We start from the raw sequence: 21,773 nt of genomic DNA, 5'->3' as shown, positions 1-21,773 counted from the left end.
GTGAGGTGCCGCAAAAACATTCCCATGAGTATGTTTCCACAATTAACGCTTTTGTGGTGGTGTCAAGCTGTTAGGATGGAAATCCAAGAATGACGCGACGGAGCATTTCATAATGGGTTTGAGACACCGCGATCCGGCTTGCGTGGCGGACCGTTAGAATGGCCCTGACCGCAGGTGAACTTGACGCACGGCATGTCTCTCGACGGGGTATCGAGAGCCAGCGAAAGATCATTCACGCGGCTGCCGTCTGTTTCATGCGCCACGGGCTTGAAAAGGCGACCGTAGACGAGATCGCGCAGGAACTGGGTTCGACCAAGGGGCGCGTTTACCACCACTTTGCATCCAAGAACGAGATCTACCTCGAGGTCTACCGGCAGGCGATGGAGTATTGTTTCGACGCGGTTCTGCCTCTGCTGGATCTGGATATTCCCGCCCCCGAGAAACTGGTCCGCATGGCCACGGCGCACGGCCATGTGATGATGGACACCCTGCCCTTTCAGCGCACCATCCGGCTGGGGGTGGACGTTTACCTGCGGGGCTCGGCGACCGAGGCCGAGCGCAAAGTGCTGTCCGGCCTGATCGCCATGCGCAACGACTACGAGGCGCTGTACCGGACGGTTCTGCAACAGGGGCAATCCGCGGGCACGCTGTCAGTGCCCAGCGTGGCACTGGCGGGCCGAATGATCATGGGGGCGCTGAACGGGCTGGTGGACTGGTACCGCGTGCGCCCCGAACAGACGTGGGACGACCGCGACAGGATCGCGGCGTCGCTGGCCGAGATGATCGTGGGCGGGCTGCGCGCGGATTAGACCATATCGCGCAGCGCCTTCTTGACGATCTTGCCGTTGGCGTTGCGTGGCAGCGGCTCTGCACTGAAAGTCACGAAATCCGGCGTTTTGTAGTCGGCAAGGCGCGCGGCGCAAAAAGCCTTGATGGTCTCTGCATCCAGGTTCGGGTCAGAGCTGTGCACGAACACCTGCATCTTTTCGCCCAGAACCGGATCGGGCCTGCCGATGGCCGCGCATTCGATCACCGCCGGGTGGGCGGTCAGCGCGTTTTCGACCTCGGCGCTGAAGATGTTGTAGCCGCCGCGAATGATCATATCCTTGCGTCGGTCGTGCAGTTGAATGAACCCGTCGGCATCGCGCGATCCGACGTCGCCGCTTTTCCAGAAACCGTCGTGGAATTCGGCGGCGGTCTTTTCGGGGTTGTTCCAATAGCCCGGCACCACCATCGGCCCCTTGATCCACAGCTCGCCATGTTCGCCGGTGGCAACGTCGTGGCCTGTCTCGTCCACGATGCGGATCTCGGCACAGGGCACGGCATGTCCCACGCTGTCGGCGCGGATATGCCCCTGGCCCAGCGGCATGATGGTCGCGGGCGAGCTGACTTCGGTCGCGCCATAGGCGTTGACCAGCGCCAGATTGGGCAGTTTTTGGGCCAGTTCGGCAATGGTCGAATGCGCCATGGGCGCGCCGCCGTATCCCCCGATGCGCCATTGGCTGAGGTCATAGTCCGCGACGTTGCAGCGCAACAGGAACAGGTTGTACATCGCGGGCACCATCAGCGTCTGGGTCACCTTCTCGCGTGCTGCAAGCTCCAGGAAGGTATCGGCCCGAAAGCTGCGCAGGATCACGCTGCACCCTGCGGTGCGCAGCATGGTGAACAGCGTCGCCACCAGCCCCGTCACATGGGACGCGGGCACCGCCAGCAATGAACGCTCCCGCGCGCCCAGTTCCATGCACATCTCGAAGTGCATCGTGGAATGGATGATGTTCAGATGCGCCAGCATCGCGCCCTTGGGCTGGCCTGTGGTGCCCGAGGTATAGAGGATGACGGCAGTGTCTTCGGGGTTCACATGGGCGGCGTCGGTCAGCGCGCCTTGCGTCGAAAGCGCGGCATAATCCTGTGAGCCGTCCACCGCGCCGCCCACGCAAAAGCGGTTGCTGACCTGCGGCACGGCGTCCGCTGCGGGCAGCTTGGCCGCGACGTCGGTGTCGTGGACCACCAGAACGGCACCGCAGTCGTTCAGGATGTGCGCCAGTTCGGGCGTGCCCTCGCGGACGTTGATCGGCACGGCAATGGCCCCCAGATGCAACGTGGCCATCAGCGCGATCAGGAACTCGGGCGCATTGCCCAGCACCAACGCCACGCAGTCGCCCTGTTGCACGCCATGCGCCGCCATCCCTGCCGCCACGGCACGCACCTGCGCATGGAAGGCGTCATAGGTCAGGCGAACATCGTCGCAGACAACCGCTTCGCCCTGTCCGTTGCGCGTCACCGCCTGTTGCAGCATCTGGTTCAGGTTCGCGGGCCTGTCTGCAAAGCATTTCAGCCCCTCGCGGCCAAAATGTGTCTCAAGGGTGATCAGATCGGTGATCCGTGATGGCCAGTCGTGCATGCTGTTTGTCCTCCCAACGTGCGGTGAAGCGATACATGCCAGCCAAGTCGGGGGAAACTCAATCGGGCACAGCTTGCGCCGTTGCGGCACTTGGCCAGACAGCCTGTCAGGCCGCCGGTTGACCGGGCAGCGTCAGCACGGCGGCAAAGCCCCGTGCGCTTGCTGCGCGGGGCGAGAAGATTTCGAGCGTCGCACCCGATTGCCTGCACAGGTCCTGCACGATGGACAGGCCCAGCCCGTAACCGTCAGACAGCGTGGCCTTGCGCACGAAGCGCGTCTTGATGGCCGCGAGGTCGTCCGGCGCGAGCGGGTCGCAGTCGTTGGACACGACCACCTTGCCCGGCTGGCTGGCATCGACGACCGTGGGTTCGGGGCCCGAGGCGTGTTTCAGCGCATTGTCGAAGAGGTTGTTCAGGATGATTCCCAGCGCGTCGGGGTCTATGCGGCTGGACCATGTACCGGTCGGCTGCCGGACCACCAGCGTATCCGGCGCAGGGCTGCGGCGTTGCAATTCGGCCATCAACAGCGCGATCACCGGGTTGATGTCCGTCACCACCGCATTCAGCCCCAGCCCCGATTGGGCGCGCGACATCTGCAACAGGCGCTCGATCAGGCGCGTCAACCGTTTCAGCCCGGCTTCGATCTCGGCCACGTTGTCCACCTGCGCCGGATCGTCCAACTGGCTGCGCAGGCGCTGGACGTGGGCCAAGCAGATGGCCACGGGCGTGCGCAACTCGTGGGCTGCGTTGGTGGCAAAGGCGCGCTCCGAGGCCAGCACCACGTCCAGCCGCGACATCAGCGTATCCAGCGTGTCGATGGCGGGGGTGATTTCGACAAAGGCGTTGTTCCGGTCGATGGGCGACAGGTTGTATTCGTTCTTTTGCGCGATGTTGTCGCTGAGCTTGCCGATCATCGCGACCGACCGGCGCACCGCCCAGAACGCGGCGATGGCGAACAGCAGCCCCAGCAGCGCAAAGCCCACGAGGACGCCGATCACCACGTCGGTCAGTGCCTCGGTGCGTTCGATCAGCGGCTCGGCGACAACCAAAGTGCCCGCCGCCGCGCGCTGAGAGTGCAGGACGACCACGCGGCGGTTCTGTACTGTGCTGATCCCCGGAACCAGGGGCGCGGGCAAGGCCACCCCCTCGGAGGAGGCGGATTGCGCAACAATCTCGCCGGCGCTGTCGAGATACCAAAACAGCGCCCGCTCTGCCGGAGCACGCTGGTCGTTCTCAAAGGCCAGCAGCCGGGACAACGCCTGTTCGGACGCATCGGTGCCAGCGATCTGCGCGCGGGTTTCTTCGATGATTTCGATCAGCAGATGCGCCTTGCTGGACAGGCTGGCGTCCAGAAGCTCGTCATATTCGTCCTGTGTCACGTGGTAGACGGTGAACACCCCCAGCGCCATCACCACCACCCCCGGCAAGAGCAGCGAGCGGAACAGCGACCGGAGCAGGCTTTTGCGGGGGCGTGTCATGGGGTCAGCGTATAGCCCAGGCCGCGGTGGGTGGTGATCAGGTCCTTGCCCAGCTTGGTGCGCAAGCGGCTGATATGCGCCTCAAGCGCATTGCTTTCGATCTCTTCACCGTAGGCGTAGATCGCGGTTTCAAGGCTGTCTTTGGGGACGATCTGGGATTTTCGGCGCAGCAACACCTCGAACAGGCCCCATTCCTTGGCGGTCAGGCGCACAGGCTGGCCGTCGCGGGTGACGCTGTGGTCTGACAGGTTGACCCATAGGTCGCGGATCTGCACGGTTTGCGCGATCTGGTCGGCGCTGCGGCGACAGACGGTGTGAATGCGTGCCTTGACCTCGTCCAGATCGAAAGGTTTGATCACGTAATCATCGGCGCCACGGTTCAGCCCGTCGATCCGGTCCGACACCTTGTCGCGGGCGGTCAGGATAATGATGGGGGTGCGCAACGCCCTGCCCCGCACCTTGCTGAGAAAAGCCAGCCCGTCACCATCCGGCAATTGCAGGTCCAGCAGCACCACGTCGTAATCCGTGGTGCGAATGGCGGCGTCGGCCTCGTCCAGCGTCGGGAACCATTCGACCATGTTCAGGTCGGCCTCCAGATGCTCCTTGAGCGGTCGGGCCAGCGCCGCCTCGTCCTCAATCAGAAGGATGCGCATTCTCTTCCTGCCGTTTCTTTCTCTTTTCCTGCGCGAGATAGGAATAGGGCAACGAGGCCAGATAGAGGCAATTGGCCACGATCAGCGTGGGCCACGGATAAACCATCAGGCACACCACCAGCGCCACCACGCCCACCAGCGCGAAGGACAGGTGCGAACGCTTGATGCTGGCATGTTTGATCGAAATCGTGGGGATCGTGCTGATCGCCAGGAACCCAACACCGATGATATAGGCCGCGCGCAGCAGCGGAAAGTTGGTTTCGGTCCAGCCGTGCAGGTAGAAAAACACCGGCATCAGCGCCAGGCAGGCCAGTGCGGGGGCCGGCACGCCGACAAAGTGGTCGTCTTTTTTCAGCGTGACATCCGTGGCCTTGGCCGACAGGTTGAACCGCGCCAGCCGCAGCGCACAGCAGACTGCCAGCACCAGACAGGCCAGGAACCCAAGGTTGGAATCCGCCGTGCCGATATAGAGCGTGTTGTACAGCAGAATGCCCGGCACGATTCCGAAGTTGAAGAAATCGGCCAGCGTGTCCAGCTCTGCCCCGAACGGGCTGGCGCTGTCGAGAAAGCGCGCCAGCTTGCCATCGGCGGCGTCCAGAAACACCGCGATCAGGATAAAATACAGCGCCATTTCGATGCGCCCGTCCAGGCTCATGCGGATCGAGGTCATGCCGGCACAGATGGCAAAGACCGTGACCATGCTGGGCACGATATGACGCAGCTTCAGGCGGGGCGGTGTTTCGGTCATTCGGCTATACCAGGGCGTTGACGTGTGGGGTCGGCCAGATCGGCCAGAACGGTTTCACCGGCGACAGCCGTTTGTCCGACACTGACCAGCGGCGACACGCCATGGGGCAAGTAGACATCCAGACGGCTGCCAAAGCGGATCAGACCAAAGCGGTGACCCACCTGCAGGCTGTCGCCTTCCTTGACGAAACAGACGATGCGCCGCGCCACAAGGCCCGCGATCTGCACCACGCCGATGCGCGTGCCGTCAGCGGCTTCGATGGTCAGGCTGTTGCGTTCGTTGTGAATGCTGGCCTTGTCCAGCGAGGCATTCAGGAATTTGCCGTGATGGTAGATGATGTGCCGCACCTTGCCCGCGATGGGCGCGCGGTTCACGTGGCAATTGAACACGTTCATGAACACCGACACCCGTGTCAGCGGCTCGGTGCCCAGGCCAAGGCCCTCTTCGGGAACGACCTCTTGAATCAGTGACACGATGCCGTCGGCGGGCGACACCACCAGACCGGGCTGTTGCGGGATCACCCGCACCGGATCGCGGAAAAAGTAATAGCACCAGACGGTCACGCCCGCACCAATCCAGAACAGGGGCATCCAGAGCAATCCAAGGACCACGGCAATCGCGGCAAAGATGGCCACGAATTTTCGGCCCTCTTTGTGCATGGGGACCGCGACGATTTTCAGCATATTCATCAGCAAACTTTCAGATCAGGACTTAGGCCAGTACATAGGACCGTAGAACGACCGCGCCCAGAAAAACACCATTGGCAAACAGCAGGCACATCGTCGCAAGGGACCCCAGGTCCTTTGCATCGCGCGCGAACACCTCCCATTGAGGCGCCAGATGGTCGACAATACATTCGATTGCCGTGTTCAGTGCCTCGACCGCGATGAGGCAGAAAAACAGGATCAGCAGGACGCAGTAGTCGGTAAAATTTGCGCCCACCGCGTACAGAAGCACACAGCAGACGGGCAGAGCCGTCACAATATGCCGAAACGCGGTCTCCTGCCACAGTCTTCGTAGGCCGCCGAGCGAATAGCTCGCAGCGGCGAACAGATGGGCCACACCTGTGACGCGGGCGGGTATCTGGTGTGGGGTCCGGGTCTTGCTATTCATTTGCGGCCACCTGGGTTTTCAGTTTGCATCCTGCGAAGATATCCAGATCGGGTTTGTGCTCGGCAGTTTGGATATCCAGCATCCCCAACAAGGAATGGAACAGGTTGTCATGGGACAGCAGCTTGTCCTTCTGGTCGGCGACACAGGTCTCATCGATGCCAAAGCGGTCCTTGTAGGCGTCGGACATCCACAGGACCATGGGGACATGGGTTTGCTGCTCGGGCGCCATGAAATAGGGCGAGCCGTGCAGGTAGAGCCCGCTTTCCCCCAGCGATTCCCCGTGGTCAGACATATAGATCAGCGATGTCGCGAGCCGATCATGGGCATTCAGCAAGTTTATGGTCTGGGCCAGGATATGGTCGGTGTAGGCGATGGTGTTGTCGTAGGCGTTGGTAATCTCTTCGGGCGTGCAGCTCTTGAACTCGGCGGTGTTGCAGGCCGGGGCAAAGCGCGCGAATTCCGGCGGGTAACGCAGATAGTAGGTTGGTCCGTGACTGCCCATCTGGTGCAGCACCAACACCGTGTCTTCGGTGATGCTGTCGGCATAGGCCTTGAGCGCATCCAAGAACACGCCGTCGATACATTCGCCCGCATCGCAAAAGCGCGGGTCCTGTTCGTTGGTAAAGGACCGCATGTCGATACGTCTGGCGTTGCCCTTGTCGCCGGTGTTGTTGTCCCACCACGCCACGTTCAGGCCGGCATGGGCCAGCACATCCAGCACGTTTTCGGTCGAGATGCCTTTCTCGTAGGAATAGTCGTCGCGGGTGTATTTCGAGAACATGCAAGGCAATGACACAGCGGTGGCGGTCCCGCAGGAATGGGCATTGGTAAAGTTGATGATCGGCAGCTTTTCCAGTTCGGGGTTGGTGTCGACGCCATAGCCGTTCAGGCTGAAGTTCTGCGCGCGGGCGGTTTCACCGGCCACGACGATCGTCAGCATCGGCTTGGCGGGGTGGTCATAGGCCGGCCCCTTGTGCGCATCGGTGCCGATGCTGGCCACGTCGATCTTGGTTGAACGTGACACCATGCGCGCATAGCGGATCGCCCCCACCAGCGGGGCGCCGGGCTGATAGCTGCTCATGAAATCCTTACGTTCGCGCAGGATCGAGGCGTAGGATTTCAGATCGGCCATCATCAACCCTGCGGCAAGCGCCAGGCTGACCACGCAGGTCAGAACCGGCATCACCGCCGTGCGGACGGGCCCGCGCGGTTCGAGCTGGACACACGCCACCACCAGCGCAGGCAGCACGCCGTAGATCAGCACGTGGGCTGCAAAACCCACCGTGATCAAGTGGCGCGATTCAGCCATCGTGGTGACCATGACGTTCTGGATCATGTCACGGTCGATGATCACGCCCAGCGCGTCGACATAATAGGACGTCACGGCGCTGAGAAGGACAATGAAGATCAGGAAGGGTTTTACCGTCCAGGGAAAGGCAAACAGGCTGAACAGCGCCAATGTCAGGAAAAACACCGCCAGCATATAGCCTGCAAAAGACAGGAGATGCCCAGAAAAGATCTGCGTGCCGATGGACCAGAAGGTGCCGTTGTCGGCAACAAGGACAAAGGCGATGGTCAGAACCGTCAGCATCAGCGGCGAGAGTGCGATTGCGCCCCGCAGCTGGTTCAGGCGGGTTCTGAATTGTTCAAGACGTGTCATAGGTGGCTTCCGCACAGTTTGAGTGTGCGCGGTTGACCACCCGAAGCTTACGCGAAGCTTACGGAAGATTTTTGTGCAGATTGGGGCAGATCTCGCGGGACGCGTGGCGACTGTGCTCGAAAATCCCGCGCTGCGCGTTAAGTCACAGGCGAACGGACCATACGTGCGCTTCGCGCGTTGTGGCGTCAGCGGCGACGCGTTAGGCGGGATTGCGGGGGATCTGCGTGGTCTTTGCAGGACCGCCCCGTTTCGGACCAGAGGGACACAGGATGCGCATTCAGATCGACGTTGCCATGCAATACCGCTTTATGCGACCCAACACCATTTTCCTGGCCATCGAGGCCGCGAAATATGACGGGCAGACCGTGCTGTACGAGAACCTCTACCTTGGCGACATCCCCGTCAACCGCATCCCGGGCGACTCGGATGTGGGGGAACGGATCTGGGCACAGGTGCCCTGGACCGAACTGAGCATGAATTACCAAGCGCAGGTCGAAATTACCCGCCCACCCGCGGTGCTGGAACGGTTGGACGCGGTGCCCGCACATCTGATCCCCGGGCCGGTGGCCCCCTATCTCCGTCCGTCGCGCTATTGCCAGTCGGACAAGTTCGTCACCTTTGTCGAGCGTCGCTTTGGCAACCTCGCGGGCGGTCAGAAGGTTGCCGCGATCCGCAACTGGATCGAGGACAACCTGACCTATGTTCCCGGCAGTTCGGACGCAGACACCAACGTGCTGGAAACCTTTGCCGGCCGTCAGGGCGTGTGCCGCGATTACGCCCACCTGATGTGTGCCATGGTCAGGGCCGCGCAAATCCCGGCACGGATGGTCGCGGCCTTCAGCCCCGATGTCACGCCCCCCGATTTTCATGCCCTGACCGAGGTCTGGCTGGACGGTGAATGGCATCTGGTCGACGCCACGGGCATGTGCCACGCCGAGAGCACCGCCGTGATCGCCGTGGGGCGTGATGCCTATGACATCGCGTTTCTGGATTCCCAGGCACCCGCGGAAATGTTGTTCCAGTCGGTGCAGGTGATGCGGACCTAACGATAAATGGGCCATCGCCTGCGCAAGCAGATTGCAGCCACCGGCCGCCGGTTTTGATGAAAAGCGTCCTGCGTCGAGAACAGGCAACAGTTCAGCGGTTTTTACAAGCGACGCGCACTTATGTCCTTGGTCATGGCGCGATCCCAAGTGATTATCCAGATCACACCTGCCGCATGTGACGGAAGGACCATAAAAATTGTCGTAAAGATTTTACGCTTCGAGGCACCGCGCACCATGAGATCAGGCAGTTCAGCCGCCCCTTTCGGAACCCTTATTGCAACCTTGTTGCTCTGTGCCGCTGCGCTGGCCGGGAATTATTTCGAACTTTCCATCTCCTTTTCGGTGTCGTTCATTTTCGGATCGGTCGCCGCATTGCTGGCCTTGCAGTTTCTGGGCCTGCTGCCCGGACTGACCGTGGCGGCGGTTGCCGGGATTTACACTTGGTTCCACTGGGGCCACCCCTATGCACTGCTGGTGATGTGCCTGGAAATCCTGTGCGTTTCCCTGACCCTTCGTCGTGTCAACAACCTGGTGCTGGCGGATGCGGCCTTTTGGCTGATCGTGGGGGGGCCACTGGTCACCTTACTTTACTGGGGGGCGCTGGATCTGTCTTTTGACTCGGCGGTGATGATTGCGCTCAAGCAATCGGCCAATGGCGTCATGAACGCCTCGATTGCGACGTTCATCGTGGTCGGGCTGGCGCTTGGCCCGGTTGGACGCTTTTTCCCAAGGCTCAGCGTGTCTTACACCGGCGTGGTCTTCGCAGTGCTGATGTTCCTTGTCACGGTGGTCGGGGCTGTGCTGATCGTGTTGACCAGCCGAGACATGCTCACGACGGAAAAACAGAAGATGTCGGACACGCTGCAACTGGTATTGCTGCTGACCAGGGAGGAATTGCTGGACACCGAGGCGCGTGACGCGGGCATCGCAGACCTGCAGGCCGCACTGGACCGCTCGGCCGCCAAGATCGATGCGCTGATCGAAACCTCGTCCGGGATCTCGGTTTGCATTCTGGATGCTCAGGGCAACCTGCTTGCCAAGCGTGGCGCGATATACACCGTGCCGGGGGTGACGGTCGATACGCAGATCGAAATGCAGCAATGGGAACCGCCGGGCGATATGCCCGCGCTGCAACGCACTGCGGCCAGCCGCTATGTCAGGTTTCTGCCGTTGGAGCTGGGTGGCACGCAATATGTGATCGCCGCCGAAAGCGCCGTGGCGCCCCTGCTGGCAAAGCTGACCCAGAGCAGCCGCAACCATATCCTGGCGCTGGCGATGATCATGCTCGCGTCCACCGTGTTGGTGCAGTTGCTCAGCATGGTGACGACCCGCACGATCCGAAATCTCGCAGAGTTGAGCACCAAGGTCAGCCAGGCGATTTCCGCAGGTGACCAGAACCCTCCGACCTTTCCCAAAAGCAATGTGCAGGAATACGAGATGCTCTCGACCTCGCTGCGGGAGATGAGTGCGCAGATCGCCCGCGACTTTACGGTGCTTTCCGAGGTGAAAGACACTCTGGAGCATCGCGTGCGCATGCGCACCTCGCAGTTGAAACGGTTGTCGCAGGTTGCCAGCCAGACCACCAACGGGGTGATCATCACCGACTTGCGCGGACGCACCGACTGGGTCAACGAAGGTTTCACGCGGATGTCCGGTTTTGCATTGGATCAGGTAAAGGGGCGGCCACCTGCCAGTTTCCTCTACGGTCCGAAAACCAGCACCGAAACCGTTCAAAGGATGAACGCCGCGTTGGCCCGGGAGGAAGATTTCGAGGCTGAGCTTTTGCACTATACGCGCACCGGGCAAGAGTTCTGGACCGAAGTTTCGTGCAGCGCCCTGCACGATGATCGGGGACGGCTCACCGGGTATATGGCGGTGCTCACGGATGTGACCGAACTGAAGCTGAACGCGACCAAGCTGGAACGTACGCTGGAGCGGCTGGCGCTGGCGCTGGACGTCGGTCACATCGGCATCTGGGAGTGGAACATCGAGACGGACGAGACCTTTTGGGACAACACCGTCTACGACATCTTTGGTATCGCACCGGGCACAACGATCACTGCCGAAGTCTGGAAAAGCGTCGTGCATCCCGACGATGCGGCGCGCAATGACCAGTTGCTTGAACGGGTGTTGAACACGCGGGACCATGTGCTGGAGGATGAATACCGCATCTATCACAAGACCCGGGGCGAACGGATTGTCAAAGCCGTGTCTAGGGTGGTCTTTGACGATCAGGGCCGCGCCACGCGGATCACCGGCATCAACTTTGACGTCACCGACGACAGGCAGACCGCAATCGAAATCCGCGAACTGGCCGAGCACACGGAAACCGTGTTGGACAACATCGTAGACGGGATCATCACCATTGATCTTCAGGGGGAAATCCTGTCGTTCAATGCTGCTGCCGAAACCATCTTCGGCTATCACCAATCCGAAGTGGCCGGGCAGCATTTCAGTGTGCTGCTGCAGGGTGGCAAAACCCAGCACCTGGCAGGGCTGATCGAGGAATACCGGAATATGAACCCGTCCGAGAGGCGTGTGGCCCGCGAGATTCAGGGGCGGCGCAAGTCGGGCGCGGACTTTCCGCTGGAGTTCGCCTTTGCCGAAATCCGGCGCGACGGGCAAAAGGTCTTTGTCGGCATCGCGCGCGACATCACCGAACGCAAACGGGTGGAACGGATGACCAAGGAATTCATCTCGACCATCAATCACGAATTGCGCACGCCGCTGACCTCTATTCAGGGATCGCTGAAGCTGATCGACAGCGGCATGATCGGGACGTTGCCTGACAAGGTGAAAAAGATGGTGTCGGTATCCTTGCGCAACAGCGACCGGTTGCGCAGCCTGATTGACGACATGCTGGACATCGACCGGATGCTGTCGGGCAAGATGCGGTTCGACATGGGCACCCATGCGCTGCAGCCGCTGCTGGAACAGGTGATTTCCGACAATCAGGGCTATGCCGGAAACCACGGCATCGGGCTGGTGCTGGCCAGCCCCGTGCCGGATGTCCAGATATCGGTCGACAAGGGCCGGTTCGTGCAGATCATGTCGAACTTTATCTCCAACGCGATCAAGTTTTCGGCCCCCGATGGCAAGGTCACGGTCGATGCGGTGAGCACCGGGACCGACGTGACCGTGCATGTCATCGACGAAGGCTGCGGCATCCCCGAGGCGCTGCACGAGCAGATTTTCGAACAGTTCTTCCGCGTGGATTCCTCTGATTCCAGCAGCATTGGCGGCACGGGTCTGGGCCTGTCGATTGCCAAGGCACTGGCCGAGCAGATGAACGCCACGGTGGGCCTGTCCTCGGTCGTGGGAGAAGGCAGCGATTTCTGGATAAAGGTGCCGCTTGTGGGCATCTCTCCGACAAGCTGAATATTATTTGACGGCTCTCGAATTCCGCTTGAAGATGCATATATCAATGGCACGACCACGTGACGCGCCAACGCGATCACGCCACGACACCACTCGACCAGATCAGATTGCATCGCGGGCCTTTTGACAGGCAGGCGATGATCGACCGCAGCCATGCCCTGCCATTGTGGCACCGGATCGCTGCATTTTGGGAGGACATTCCATGGCCAAAGGCAACAACAGCAAGCGCGGCAACAAAGAAACCAAGAAACCCAAGCAGGAAAAGCCCAAGGTTCTTGCGACCGCCAATTCCCTGACCGGCAAGAACGACCTGTCGATCGGGGGCAAAAAGCCCAAGTAACACCCCCCGGCCCCCTTCACGCCGAAGGGGGCCATCCGCCTGACACCTGAGTATTGTGCAGGGCCGCGCATTCGGGCAGGCTGGTCTGCGGATCATGTCAAAGGGTTGAGGATGCCGGAAATCAGTGCAGGCGGGATTGTTCTTGGCCTTCTGGCCGTGATCCTGTCCCGTTATGTGCCTGTGCGCCGCGACCCGTCGCGTCCGATGCCGTTCTGGGCCTCTGTGCTGGTCGGTTGTCTTGCGGCCTATGTCGGCCCCCCTGTTTTCGACATTGTTGTGAACCTGTGGCGCAAGATCTCCTTCCTGCCCGAAATCACCGAAGGCATGGTGTTCCTGGGCCTGTTCATGGCCGTTTTCCTGCAATTCGTGATCGAGCGTAAAGACCGCCCGCGACGCATTCCCGTCTGGGCGGTGGTGGTGATTTCGGTGGCTACCGCCTTTGCCCTGCCGCCGCTGATCTACCGTTTGACCGGGTCCTATTCAGCGCTTGCGCTGCGGGCGGATGTGAACCAGTGCGCTCAAGGGATACAAGGCGAAACAGAGCCCCGCCAACTCAGCAACACGTGTGATTTTCCAATTGTGGTCGGCCTGTGCGCACCGGGCGAAGAGAACCCTGCCCCTTGCGCGCAAACCGTGGCATTGGCCCCGGGCGAAACAACCAGCCTTGATCCGGATGGCGCGCGCCTCGCCTATGCGCCGGGCAACCGCGACGGCCTGTCCGTGGTCGCCTGTCGGCCGCCCAACCGCCCCTCGCGGATGATGAACCAGACCAACAAATATTACGTTGGCGTGTGTCTGCCCGCACTCTGAGCCGACGCGCTCAGGCGGTCGCGGCGATGGTGTGCAGCACCTTGCTGAGCTCGGGCGGCGTTGCGCCGTCGTTGCTGTTCCAATAGGCGGGCGTAGCCTTGTAAGGCAGCCGCACATGCGCCTGTATCTGCGTCGAGGCGACATAGCCCGGCAACAGGCACAGGTTTCGCGGCACCTCATCGGCGGGCGTCTGCGCGATATAAGCCGCTGTCGCGCGTGAGATCAGCCCGGGGCCTGTCTTGGCCCAGGTGTTGTCGTTCTCGCGCGCCAGCAGGGACGTGCGCGCCATATCCACGGCAATCTGCAACAGCGGATGACCGGCGCGCGCCATCATCAGGTTGTTGGCGATCGAACCGATCACAGGCTCGCGGAACAGCACCATGCCGCGCCCCAGCGTCCGCAAGGCGTCGAGGTCGCCCACCAGCATGTCGTCAGCATCGGTATAGATGCCACCGTCCGCCAGCAGCAGGCAAAGCCGCAGGAAGTCGCATTCCTCGGCCACGTTGTTGGCCATGCGAAAGGCCCTTACGTGGTCCGCGTCAAAGCGGTCCTTGAGAAAGGCGATGGCCGCCGGCTTGTCGTAACGATGATAGGTATAGCCTGGCAGGTCTTGCCAGCTTTGCATGACCGCCGCGACCTCGGGCGGGATGGTGGCCGCGTCCCAGTATTGCAGGATGCGGCGCGGAATGTCGGAGGCAGCGGACGGTGTCGCGTCGCGCGACACAGTGCTTTGCCAGCGGTCCAGCGCCAGTTTGGCGGGGTGGAAAAACACCCGTTCCAACGCCTCCGACATATCGGGGGCGAGTCCGTCATTTGATCGCAGGAACAGTTGTGCCTCGTTCAGCAGTGCGCCGATGTGGGTGGCGCGAAACTTGGAATTTGCGCCCCCGCCCCGACCCATTCCCGACGATACCACACGCGCCAGTGCGTCGGCGGCCTCAATCTCGCCACGGCCCAGTTTCAGCCGCATCATCTGGAACGGGTTCAGCAACGCGGCCCCGATGTCGCCGGCCTGGGTTATCAGCGTGTCGGCCTCGTCCAGACGATTGCTTTCCAGCAGGATGTGCAGGCGCATCCGCAGCACCCGCGCGCTGAGCGGGTCAGCAGAGGCGGCCAGAAGGTCCAGCGCCTGTTGCGGCGCGCCAAAGCGTTGGTATGCGGTGGTCAGCAACGCCAGGAAGCGGAACGAATTGGGCCAACGGCGGCGGCAAAAGCCCAGGTAGCGCAAGACGGTCTTGCGTTTGCCCGCCTGAAACAGAACCTCGACCAGATCGGCAGCCTCGTTCGGGGCACGCCTCTTGACCCGCGCCGCACGGGCACGGGCCAGCGCCACGTCGGGGCCGTCCAGCAGCAGATCGCTTTGCATTCGGAACCGCGCGATCTCGTTTTCGGGCAGATGCGCTTCCAGCCAGCGGCGCACCTTGGCCAACAGGTCTGCATCGGCGGCGGTGTGCGCCAGTTTGACCACATAGATTGCCAGCGGCAGCGAAACCGTGTCCCGCACCGTGGCCTGCGCGAATGCGGCGGCTGCCAATTTGAAATCGCGGTTCTTTTCGGCCACCTGCATCAGCCGCAACAGCTGCGGCGAGGTCCAGTGGTCAAGCCGCTGCGTGGCCTTTTCCAGCACTGCCTGTGCGCGGTCGGACTGGTCAAGTTTCAGAGCAAGGTCGCAGTATCTGAGCACGATATCCGGATCGACAGCGCGTGGGCTTGGGGTTGGGCTGTCCATCAATCCGCCGTCTGGATGTGGTGTTCCAGCAGGGTCATCGCCGACTTGAGATCACCGCGCGCCTCGGCCAGTTCGGCCAGCCCCAGGATGGCCTGGGCGTTCGTGGGATCAGACCGCAGGATATCGTTAAAGATTGTCTCTGCCTGACCCACCTCTCCGGCGTCGAGCGCGGCACGCGCGGCTTGCAGGTGCACGGGCGAGGCGACGGGGGCTTCGGTTCGCAGGCCCGACAGGACGCCAAAGGCCTCGGCCGGTTGTCCCGATTGCAACAGGATCTGTCCCTTGCGGCGCAGAATCTCGGGGTCCTGCGCCCCCAGCCGCGACAATGCCAGATCGCATGCCGCCAGCCCTGCGTCCATGTCGCTGGCCAGCAGCGCCATTTCGATCTGCGCGGTCAGGGCACCACGGTGCGATGGGGATCGTTTCAGGATATCTGTGTAAAGTGATGCCGCCGCATCGGTACGCCCTGCCGCGCGCTGAGCAGCGGCAAGCGCGAACTGAACCGTCGCACTGCGCGGGTCGCGCTGCAGCAGGGTTTGCAATATCCCGATGGCGTCGTCGGTGCGCCCGATCCGTTGCAGGGCATTGGCCAGCTTTTGCTGCAGGGCACTGTTTCCGACGAGTTGCTCCAACCCCAGTTCGCATCGCGCAATTGCGAGCGGCGGGTCGCCCAGGGCCAGAGCCACGTCGGCGCGTCCGATCCATGCGTTTTCGGATTTGGGATGTTTTGCCAGAACCTGGCCAAAGAGACGGTCGGCACTGTCAAAATCCCTGACCGCCATCAGACCACGCGCGACGGCGATCTTCTGGTGTTGCGTGGTTGCGGGATCAGCGGCCAGCGTGCGCAGCACCTTTTGCGCCCGAACCATTTCCCCCAGCCTGCGCAAAACCGTGGCCTGTTTCAAAAGCAGCGCCGGATCGGCAGGCATCACGGTGAGCGCTGCCGCGATATGGGACAAGGCCGCCTGAAGGTCACCCGCTGCCACACTGGCGTCTACGCGCCCGATCAAGGCAGGCTGAAACGCGGGCGCTGTCGCCAGCACCGCATCATAAAGCGGGATCGCCTGAGCGTGTGCGCCAAGGCTGCGCAAGGCCGCGACGACCCCCATACGCACCGGGTTGTCGGACTCTTCCAGCCTGTGCGGTGCCACAAGAAGATCACGCGCCGCGACCAGATGCGATTTCAGCGCGGAGTTGCGGTCTGTGGTGTTGCCATCGGACATGGATCGAGAACCTGAGCGGAAAGCGGGAGTGCCATTTTGCCCCGGACGTTTCCAGTTTCGCGGCGCAGACTCAACCCCTGCGCATGCGATGTGCTCGAGGAGTTGGCCACAAAAACCGGACCACGAGGGGGTGGTCCGGGCCTTTCTATCGGGCTGAGGTCAGATCAGGCGACCTGACGTGCGTCCAGCCATCCGCGGATTGCAGGCGGCAACAGGCGTGCGGCAGAGACGCGCGGGCGGTCCATTTCCGTGATGGGTCGCTCGTCGCCGTAAAGGTCCAGATACTCTTGATAATTGTCAAAAGACTGGCGGGTCAGATAGTCGACGAATGTCTCCGAGGCCGCACCGTTGGCCAGGATCGCATCATGGGCGGTGGTCTCGATGTGATAGACGGTAAAGTGGGTGTCGAGTTCGGCAGGCTTCACAAAGCGGATGCTAGAACCGTTGACCAAAGCCGACGCGTTGATGATCAGATCATTCAGGATCATGCCATGGTCTGCGGTGACGACCAGATCACGTGTGGGGACATTGTCGCCCAGCGCGCCTGCGGCAATCTTCACCGGCTCGTTGCGCTTGGCCAGACCGAACATCGGCATGATGGTGCGGTGGCCGACCCATTTCACACGGGTTTCAGCGCCATCTGCCGTGATCAGGCAATCGCCGATCTTCAGGTCCTGAACGGCGACTTCACCAGCGGATGTGGCAATCATCGTATCCTTGGCAAAGCAGGGCACAGCGTAGGTATCACCCGAGTTCACCGCCGGGGTCGCGGGAACGGACACGGGTTCTTGTGTCATGAAGACAGACACAAAGTCCGGAAACGCATCATAGGAAAACACAGGCCAGGTTACACCGTCAATCACCATTGTTCCAATGTAGTTCATCTGGCCGTTGGTTGGGCTGGTGTAGCTGTCACCGGTTTCGAAAGTCGTATCAGCTTCACCATCTGTGACAACTTCGGTCGAGTTTTGTACAGAAACTGGCTGCACATTGGATAGGGAATAGGTAACCGCATGGGTCGTCGCGAATGTCGCCATTTTTGTTAATCGTCCTGTGTAAATTGTTGCAGCGGCATTATGAATTCCTTGTTGCCGTCAACATCTGGTTGCATAGGCCCCTAGATCAAGCAAGCAAGGAAAATCCGCTGACGTCCAGGCGTTCGGCAGGACCTTCTGCGTAATACATTTCATAAAAAACTGTAATACTTCACTTATTTTCGCATCACCGTGAAGATTGAATGCGCTGCGAGACCAATATGACATTGCGTCACTGCGGGAGTTTTCGACCGCTCCGGGCACGCTCGGACCGTTGCAAAATATCACCTTAAAGTTGCAAAATCCGTCGCTAGGAATTGCACATCTCGCTATTTCCAGGAGACTATTCGGCGCGCACCCCGACGACCACAGGCGGATCGGTGAGGTTTTCAGGATATGCCCCAAAGTTCAGCAGGTCGCGGCGGCCATATTGGTCGGCGATGCCTTCGGCCAGATTACGAATGGTCACCCCTTGGCCGCTGCAAATGTTGGTGGGACCGGTCCGCGTGCCGGTGATGTCCTTGACCAGCATCCGGGCGGCGTCCCTTACGTCGAGATAATCGCGCAGGGCGGTGCCGCGGGTCAGGTCAACGGGCACGCCGCGTGCCAGTTTGTCGTGCAGTTGCGGCACCAGCCGCCGCCTGTCCTCGCGGTCGCCGTAAAGATAGAACAGGCGCGCCCACAGGAATTCGATTTCGGCCGTGGCGCACCATGCGGTCAGCATGGTAAAGGCCGCAACCTTGGCCGCTGCATAGGGGGTTTCGGGCGCAAGGGGGGTGTCGACAGACAGGTGCCCTGCCGACAGGTCGTATTCAAAGCAGGTGCCTGCGCCGACAAAGCGCCGCACACCTGCGGCAGCGGCGCCTTTGGCCATGGCAAGCGTGCCCGTCAGGCAATCGAGATTGCGCTCGGATGTCAGGTATTTGCCCGGCTCGGCGTACCATGCCAGATGCACGACTGTGTCGATCTCGGCCAGTTGTTCCGCCCACCAATCGGCGTTTTGGGCAAAGAGATCATCACAGGTGACCTTGCGGGCTTCCAACCCTTCAAGCCGCGCCTCGGAGCCTGTGCGGATCACGCAAGTCAGGTCGTGCCCGGCGGCGGCCAGTTGCTGCGCCACGGGCAGGCCGACAAATCCGGTGGCACCTGTGATCAGGATACGGCTCATCGTGCGCGGGCCCAAGACATTGCCCATGTGGGCGCCGGACCAAGGCGTGAAATCGGGCTGTTGTCTGTCAAAATGATACCTTCCGCATGTCCCCAACGACTACCGCGCAGCGCTTGCGCAATGCAACTGCGGTTGCGCGGCCTGCCCCGCCGCGTGTTGAAATTTGCCGACTGTCACATTTCCGATGCGTAGCTGCTCTAAGCCACTGCCAACAGACACCAGACGTGGACGGGTCAATGCGGCACCGGACAATTTTCATTTCCGACGTTCATTTGGGAACACCCGGATGTCAGGCCGAGATTCTGCTGGATTTCCTGTCGAACAATCAGGCCGATACGATCTATCTGGTCGGTGACATCATCGACGCATGGCGGCTGCGGCGGGGGTGGTTCTGGCCGCAAAGCCACAATGACGTCGTGCAGGAACTGCTGGCGCGGGCGCATGACGGGGCCAGGATTTTCTATATTCCGGGCAACCATGACGAGGTGCTGCGCACCTATCTGGGGACACATTTCGGCGGGGTCGAAGTGGTGGAAACCGCGCCCCACGTCACTGCCGATGGCCGCAGGCTGCTGGTCACCCATGGAGATCAGTTCGACAGCATCGTGGTCAACGCCAAGTGGCTGGCCCACTTGGGCGACCGCGCCTATGAATTCGCGCTGTGGCTGAACACATGGCTGAACCGGATCAAACGGCTGTGGGGCGGGCAATACTGGTCGCTGTCCAAATGGGCCAAGCATCAGGTCAAACAGGCCGTCAGCTTTATCAGCGAATACGAACATGTGCTGGCCGACGAGGCGCGGCGGCATGGTTTTGACGGTGTAGTTTGCGGGCACATTCACAGCGCGTGCATCCGCAAGATCGACGGGCTGGATTACATCAACACCGGCGATTGGGTCGAAAGCTGCACGGCGGTGGTCGAGGACATGACCGGCACCCTGCGGCTGATCGACTGGGCCGAGACGATGCGCAACCGCGACGCGCGTCCCCCAAGACGGCGCATGGTGCGCCGCCCCGAACCTCTGACCAAAGACAAGGAAGTGGCATAGTCCCGATGACCGACACCCCCAACATTGCCGAACAGCTTGGCGCTGCTGTCCACCAGAACGAGGCGCTGAACAGCACCGGATTTCTGGAACGTATCTTTTCGCGTCTGTTCCAGGGGCTGGTCTATCCGCAGATATGGGAAGACCCGGTCGTGGACATGCAGGCGCTGGCGTTGCAACCGGGGCAGGACCTGTTCTGCATCGCCTCGGGCGGGTGCAACGCGATGTCCTACCTGACCGCGCAGCCGGGTTCGGTGACGGCGGTGGATCTGTCGCCTGCACATGTGGCGCTGGGGCGGCTCAAGGTGGCGGCGGCCACACATCTGACACAGGCGCAGTTCTTTGAGTTCTTCGGGCGGGGCGACAGTTCTGCCAACGTGGCGCTTTATGACCGAAAGCTGGCGCGGGTGCTGGACGCAGACACCCGCGCCTTTTGGGAGGGCCGCGTGATGGGCCGTCGCCGGATCACGATGTTTGCACGCGGCTTTTACAGGTTCGGGGTTCTGGGCCGGTTTCTGCGGCTGGTGCATGGCCTGTCGTGGCTGGCAGGTCTGGATTACCGTCCGCTGCTGGAAGCGCCCAGCCTGAAGGCACAGAAAGAGTTCCACGACACCCGCATCGCCCCGCTGCTGGACGCGCGCACCGTGCGGTGGCTGGCGCGGCGGCGCGCGTCGTTGTTCGGTCTGGGCATTCCGCCCGCGCAATATGACAAGCTGGCCGCCGACGGGGATGGCGACGTTCTGGTGGTGCTCAAGGAACGCGTGCGCAAGCTGGCCTGCGACTTCCCGATCCGCGACAATTACTTTGCATGGCAAGCCTTTGGCCGCAGCTATGAACCCGGCGTGCCGCGTTCGGTGCCGCCCTATCTTGAGCCAGCGCACTTTGACACGGTGGTGGAAGGCGCGGGGAATGTTGCCTTTCTGAACCGGTCGATGACCGACCTGCTGGCCGAGCGGGACGCCGCGTCGCTGGATGCCTTTGTACTGCTGGATGCGCAGGACTGGATGAACAACGTGCAATTGAACGCGCTGTGGCAACAGATCACCCGCACTGCGCGGCCCGGTGCGCGGGTGATTTTCCGCACGGGCGGTGCCGAGGACATCCTGCCCGGACGGGTGGCGCCCGAGTTGCTGGACCAGTGGCAATACCAGCGCGAGACCTCGCAAGCCTGTTTCGCCCGCGACCGGTCGGCGATCTACGGCGGGTTTCACCTGTACCAACTAAAAGGCGAATGACGATGGCCGACACGGTGTCTCATGCCGAGCTGATGGACAGCACCTATCGTTACCAGCGGCTGATCTATGACATCACACGGCGCTATTACCTGCTGGGCCGTGACCGGCTGGTGACCGATCTGGCACCGCCACCGGGGGGGCGGGTGTTGGAAATCGGCTGCGGCACCGGGCGCAATCTGGCTTGTATTGCCGACCGTTATCCCGGCTGCGCGCTCTTCGGGCTGGATATATCGTCGCAGATGCTGTTGAGCGCGCAGGCCAAGCTGGGGGATCGTGCGACGTTGGTGCGCGGGGATGCCTGCGATTTTGACGGCGCGGCGCTGTTTGGCGGGCAGGGTTTTGACCGTGTGGTGTTGTCCTACAGTCTGTCGATGATCCCCGACTGGCAAGCAGCCTTGCGCATGGCGGCGGCGCAACTGGCACCGGGCGGAGAATTGCATGTGCTGGACTTTGGCAACCAGACCCGCCTGCCCCGCAGCTTTCGCCGCCTGTTGCAGGCCTGGCTGGCGCGGTTTCATGTGACGCCGCGTGTTGATCTGCACGCACAGATGCAAGAGATTGCCGCGTCGCACAACCTGAAGCTGCGCTTTCAACCCTTGTACCGTGACTATGCCCGCTACGGCGTGCTGATGCGTTCCGCGCAGGCGACATAGGTCGGCGACGCGGCCTCTCGCCCCTGAATTTTTCGCTGCAGCGCAGCGTCTTAGCTGCA

At 61.6% G+C, this 21,773-nt stretch carries 19 protein-coding genes; 8 read left to right on the top strand and 11 right to left on the bottom strand.

The features are described 5' to 3' along the window. Positions 1-158: 158 nt before the first annotated feature. Positions 159-809, top strand: a complete 651-nt coding sequence (locus BUC08_RS11040; RefSeq protein WP_051694094.1) for a TetR/AcrR family transcriptional regulator — start codon at positions 159-161, stop codon at positions 807-809. On the opposite strand, the gene BUC08_RS11035 is transcribed toward BUC08_RS11040, so the two are convergent. From BUC08_RS11035 to BUC08_RS11005, 7 genes are all read right to left on the bottom strand, one after another. Further along, a complete protein-coding gene (locus BUC08_RS11035) occupies positions 806-2,401 on the bottom strand; it encodes a class I adenylate-forming enzyme family protein (protein ID WP_037923840.1) in 1,596 nt (531 codons plus the stop codon). The two genes, BUC08_RS11040 and BUC08_RS11035, sit on opposite strands and share 4 nt — an antisense overlap. A gap of 106 nt (positions 2,402-2,507) precedes the next feature. Next, the gene (locus BUC08_RS11030; protein ID WP_037923842.1) at positions 2,508-3,878 is read right to left on the bottom strand and encodes a sensor histidine kinase; all 1,371 of its coding nucleotides are present in this window, start codon (positions 3,876-3,878) and stop codon (positions 2,508-2,510) included. Next, positions 3,875-4,531 carry a response regulator gene (locus tag BUC08_RS11025; protein WP_037923844.1) on the bottom strand — a complete coding sequence of 219 codons (657 nt, stop codon included), beginning with the start codon at positions 4,529-4,531 and terminating at the stop codon, positions 3,875-3,877. Before BUC08_RS11025 ends, BUC08_RS11030 begins: the two co-directional genes overlap by 4 nt. Then, on the bottom strand, positions 4,512-5,279 hold the full coding sequence (locus tag BUC08_RS11020; RefSeq protein WP_037923845.1) for a CDP-alcohol phosphatidyltransferase family protein: 768 nt from the start codon (positions 5,277-5,279) through the stop codon (positions 4,512-4,514). The genes BUC08_RS11025 and BUC08_RS11020 overlap by 20 nt, the downstream gene beginning before the upstream one ends. After that, positions 5,276-5,974, bottom strand: a complete 699-nt coding sequence (locus BUC08_RS11015; protein ID WP_051694097.1) for a phosphatidylserine decarboxylase — start codon at positions 5,972-5,974, stop codon at positions 5,276-5,278. Before BUC08_RS11015 ends, BUC08_RS11020 begins: the two co-directional genes overlap by 4 nt. Positions 5,975-5,990: 16 nt before the next feature. Further along, positions 5,991-6,392: a diacylglycerol kinase gene (locus BUC08_RS11010; protein WP_037923847.1), complete on the bottom strand. Its 402-nt coding sequence runs from the start codon at positions 6,390-6,392 to the stop codon at positions 5,991-5,993. Beyond that, on the bottom strand, positions 6,385-8,052 hold the full coding sequence (locus tag BUC08_RS11005; RefSeq protein ID WP_224769684.1) for a phosphoethanolamine transferase: 1,668 nt from the start codon (positions 8,050-8,052) through the stop codon (positions 6,385-6,387). Before BUC08_RS11005 ends, BUC08_RS11010 begins: the two co-directional genes overlap by 8 nt. Before the next feature lie 269 nt (positions 8,053-8,321). Here BUC08_RS11005 and BUC08_RS11000 point away from each other — a divergent pair, with 269 nt between their 5' ends. The 4 genes from BUC08_RS11000 to BUC08_RS10990 all read left to right on the top strand — a co-directional run bounded on the left by BUC08_RS11000 (position 8,322) and on the right by BUC08_RS10990 (position 13,626). Next, complete coding sequence (locus tag BUC08_RS11000; protein ID WP_037923849.1) at positions 8,322-9,098, top strand: transglutaminase-like domain-containing protein; 777 nt, start codon at positions 8,322-8,324, stop codon at positions 9,096-9,098. 234 nt (positions 9,099-9,332) lie between these two features. Then, positions 9,333-12,476, top strand: coding sequence for a PAS domain-containing sensor histidine kinase (locus BUC08_RS10995; protein ID WP_037923851.1), 3,144 nt, complete (start codon positions 9,333-9,335; stop codon positions 12,474-12,476). 202 nt (positions 12,477-12,678) lie between these two features. Then, the gene (locus BUC08_RS24785) at positions 12,679-12,816 is read left to right on the top strand and encodes a hypothetical protein (RefSeq protein ID WP_169741845.1); all 138 of its coding nucleotides are present in this window, start codon (positions 12,679-12,681) and stop codon (positions 12,814-12,816) included. 111 nt (positions 12,817-12,927) lie between these two features. After that, positions 12,928-13,626: a hypothetical protein gene (locus BUC08_RS10990; protein ID WP_037923853.1), complete on the top strand. Its 699-nt coding sequence runs from the start codon at positions 12,928-12,930 to the stop codon at positions 13,624-13,626. Positions 13,627-13,636: 10 nt separating this feature from the next. On the opposite strand, the gene BUC08_RS10985 is transcribed toward BUC08_RS10990, so the two are convergent. From BUC08_RS10985 to BUC08_RS10970, 4 genes are all read right to left on the bottom strand, one after another. Next, entirely contained in the window at positions 13,637-15,355 is a 1,719-nt protein-coding gene (locus BUC08_RS10985) for a glycosyltransferase (RefSeq protein WP_037923856.1), read from the bottom strand. Next, positions 15,355-16,578, bottom strand: coding sequence for a tetratricopeptide repeat protein (locus BUC08_RS10980; RefSeq protein ID WP_037923858.1), 1,224 nt, complete (start codon positions 16,576-16,578; stop codon positions 15,355-15,357). Before BUC08_RS10980 ends, BUC08_RS10985 begins: the two co-directional genes overlap by 1 nt. 164 nt (positions 16,579-16,742) lie before the next feature. Next, a complete protein-coding gene (locus BUC08_RS10975; RefSeq protein WP_051694099.1) occupies positions 16,743-17,615 on the bottom strand; it encodes a Hint domain-containing protein in 873 nt (290 codons plus the stop codon). A 340-nt stretch (positions 17,616-17,955) separates the two neighbouring features. Then, positions 17,956-18,807: an NAD-dependent epimerase/dehydratase family protein gene (locus BUC08_RS10970; protein ID WP_200796206.1), complete on the bottom strand. Its 852-nt coding sequence runs from the start codon at positions 18,805-18,807 to the stop codon at positions 17,956-17,958. Positions 18,808-19,016: 209 nt separating this feature from the next. Between BUC08_RS10970 and BUC08_RS10965 the strand changes: the two genes are divergently transcribed. The 3 genes from BUC08_RS10965 to BUC08_RS10955 are packed head-to-tail and all read left to right on the top strand — an operon-like array spanning position 19,017 to position 21,714. Continuing rightward, a complete protein-coding gene (locus tag BUC08_RS10965; protein ID WP_037923861.1) occupies positions 19,017-19,829 on the top strand; it encodes a UDP-2,3-diacylglucosamine diphosphatase in 813 nt (270 codons plus the stop codon). Between the two features lie 5 nt (positions 19,830-19,834). Beyond that, a complete protein-coding gene (locus tag BUC08_RS10960; RefSeq protein WP_037923862.1) occupies positions 19,835-21,061 on the top strand; it encodes a BtaA family protein in 1,227 nt (408 codons plus the stop codon). 2 nt (positions 21,062-21,063) lie between these two features. Then, positions 21,064-21,714, top strand: a complete 651-nt coding sequence (locus BUC08_RS10955; RefSeq protein WP_037923864.1) for a class I SAM-dependent methyltransferase — start codon at positions 21,064-21,066, stop codon at positions 21,712-21,714. The last annotated feature ends 59 nt before the right edge of the window (positions 21,715-21,773 follow it).

It is taken from the genome of Pseudosulfitobacter pseudonitzschiae (genome assembly GCF_900129395.1).
In the GTDB taxonomy this organism is placed as follows: domain Bacteria; phylum Pseudomonadota; class Alphaproteobacteria; order Rhodobacterales; family Rhodobacteraceae; genus Pseudosulfitobacter; species Pseudosulfitobacter pseudonitzschiae.
The sequence above is the reverse complement of the archived record's forward strand: the minus strand, read 5'-3'. Positions and strand labels throughout refer to the sequence as shown.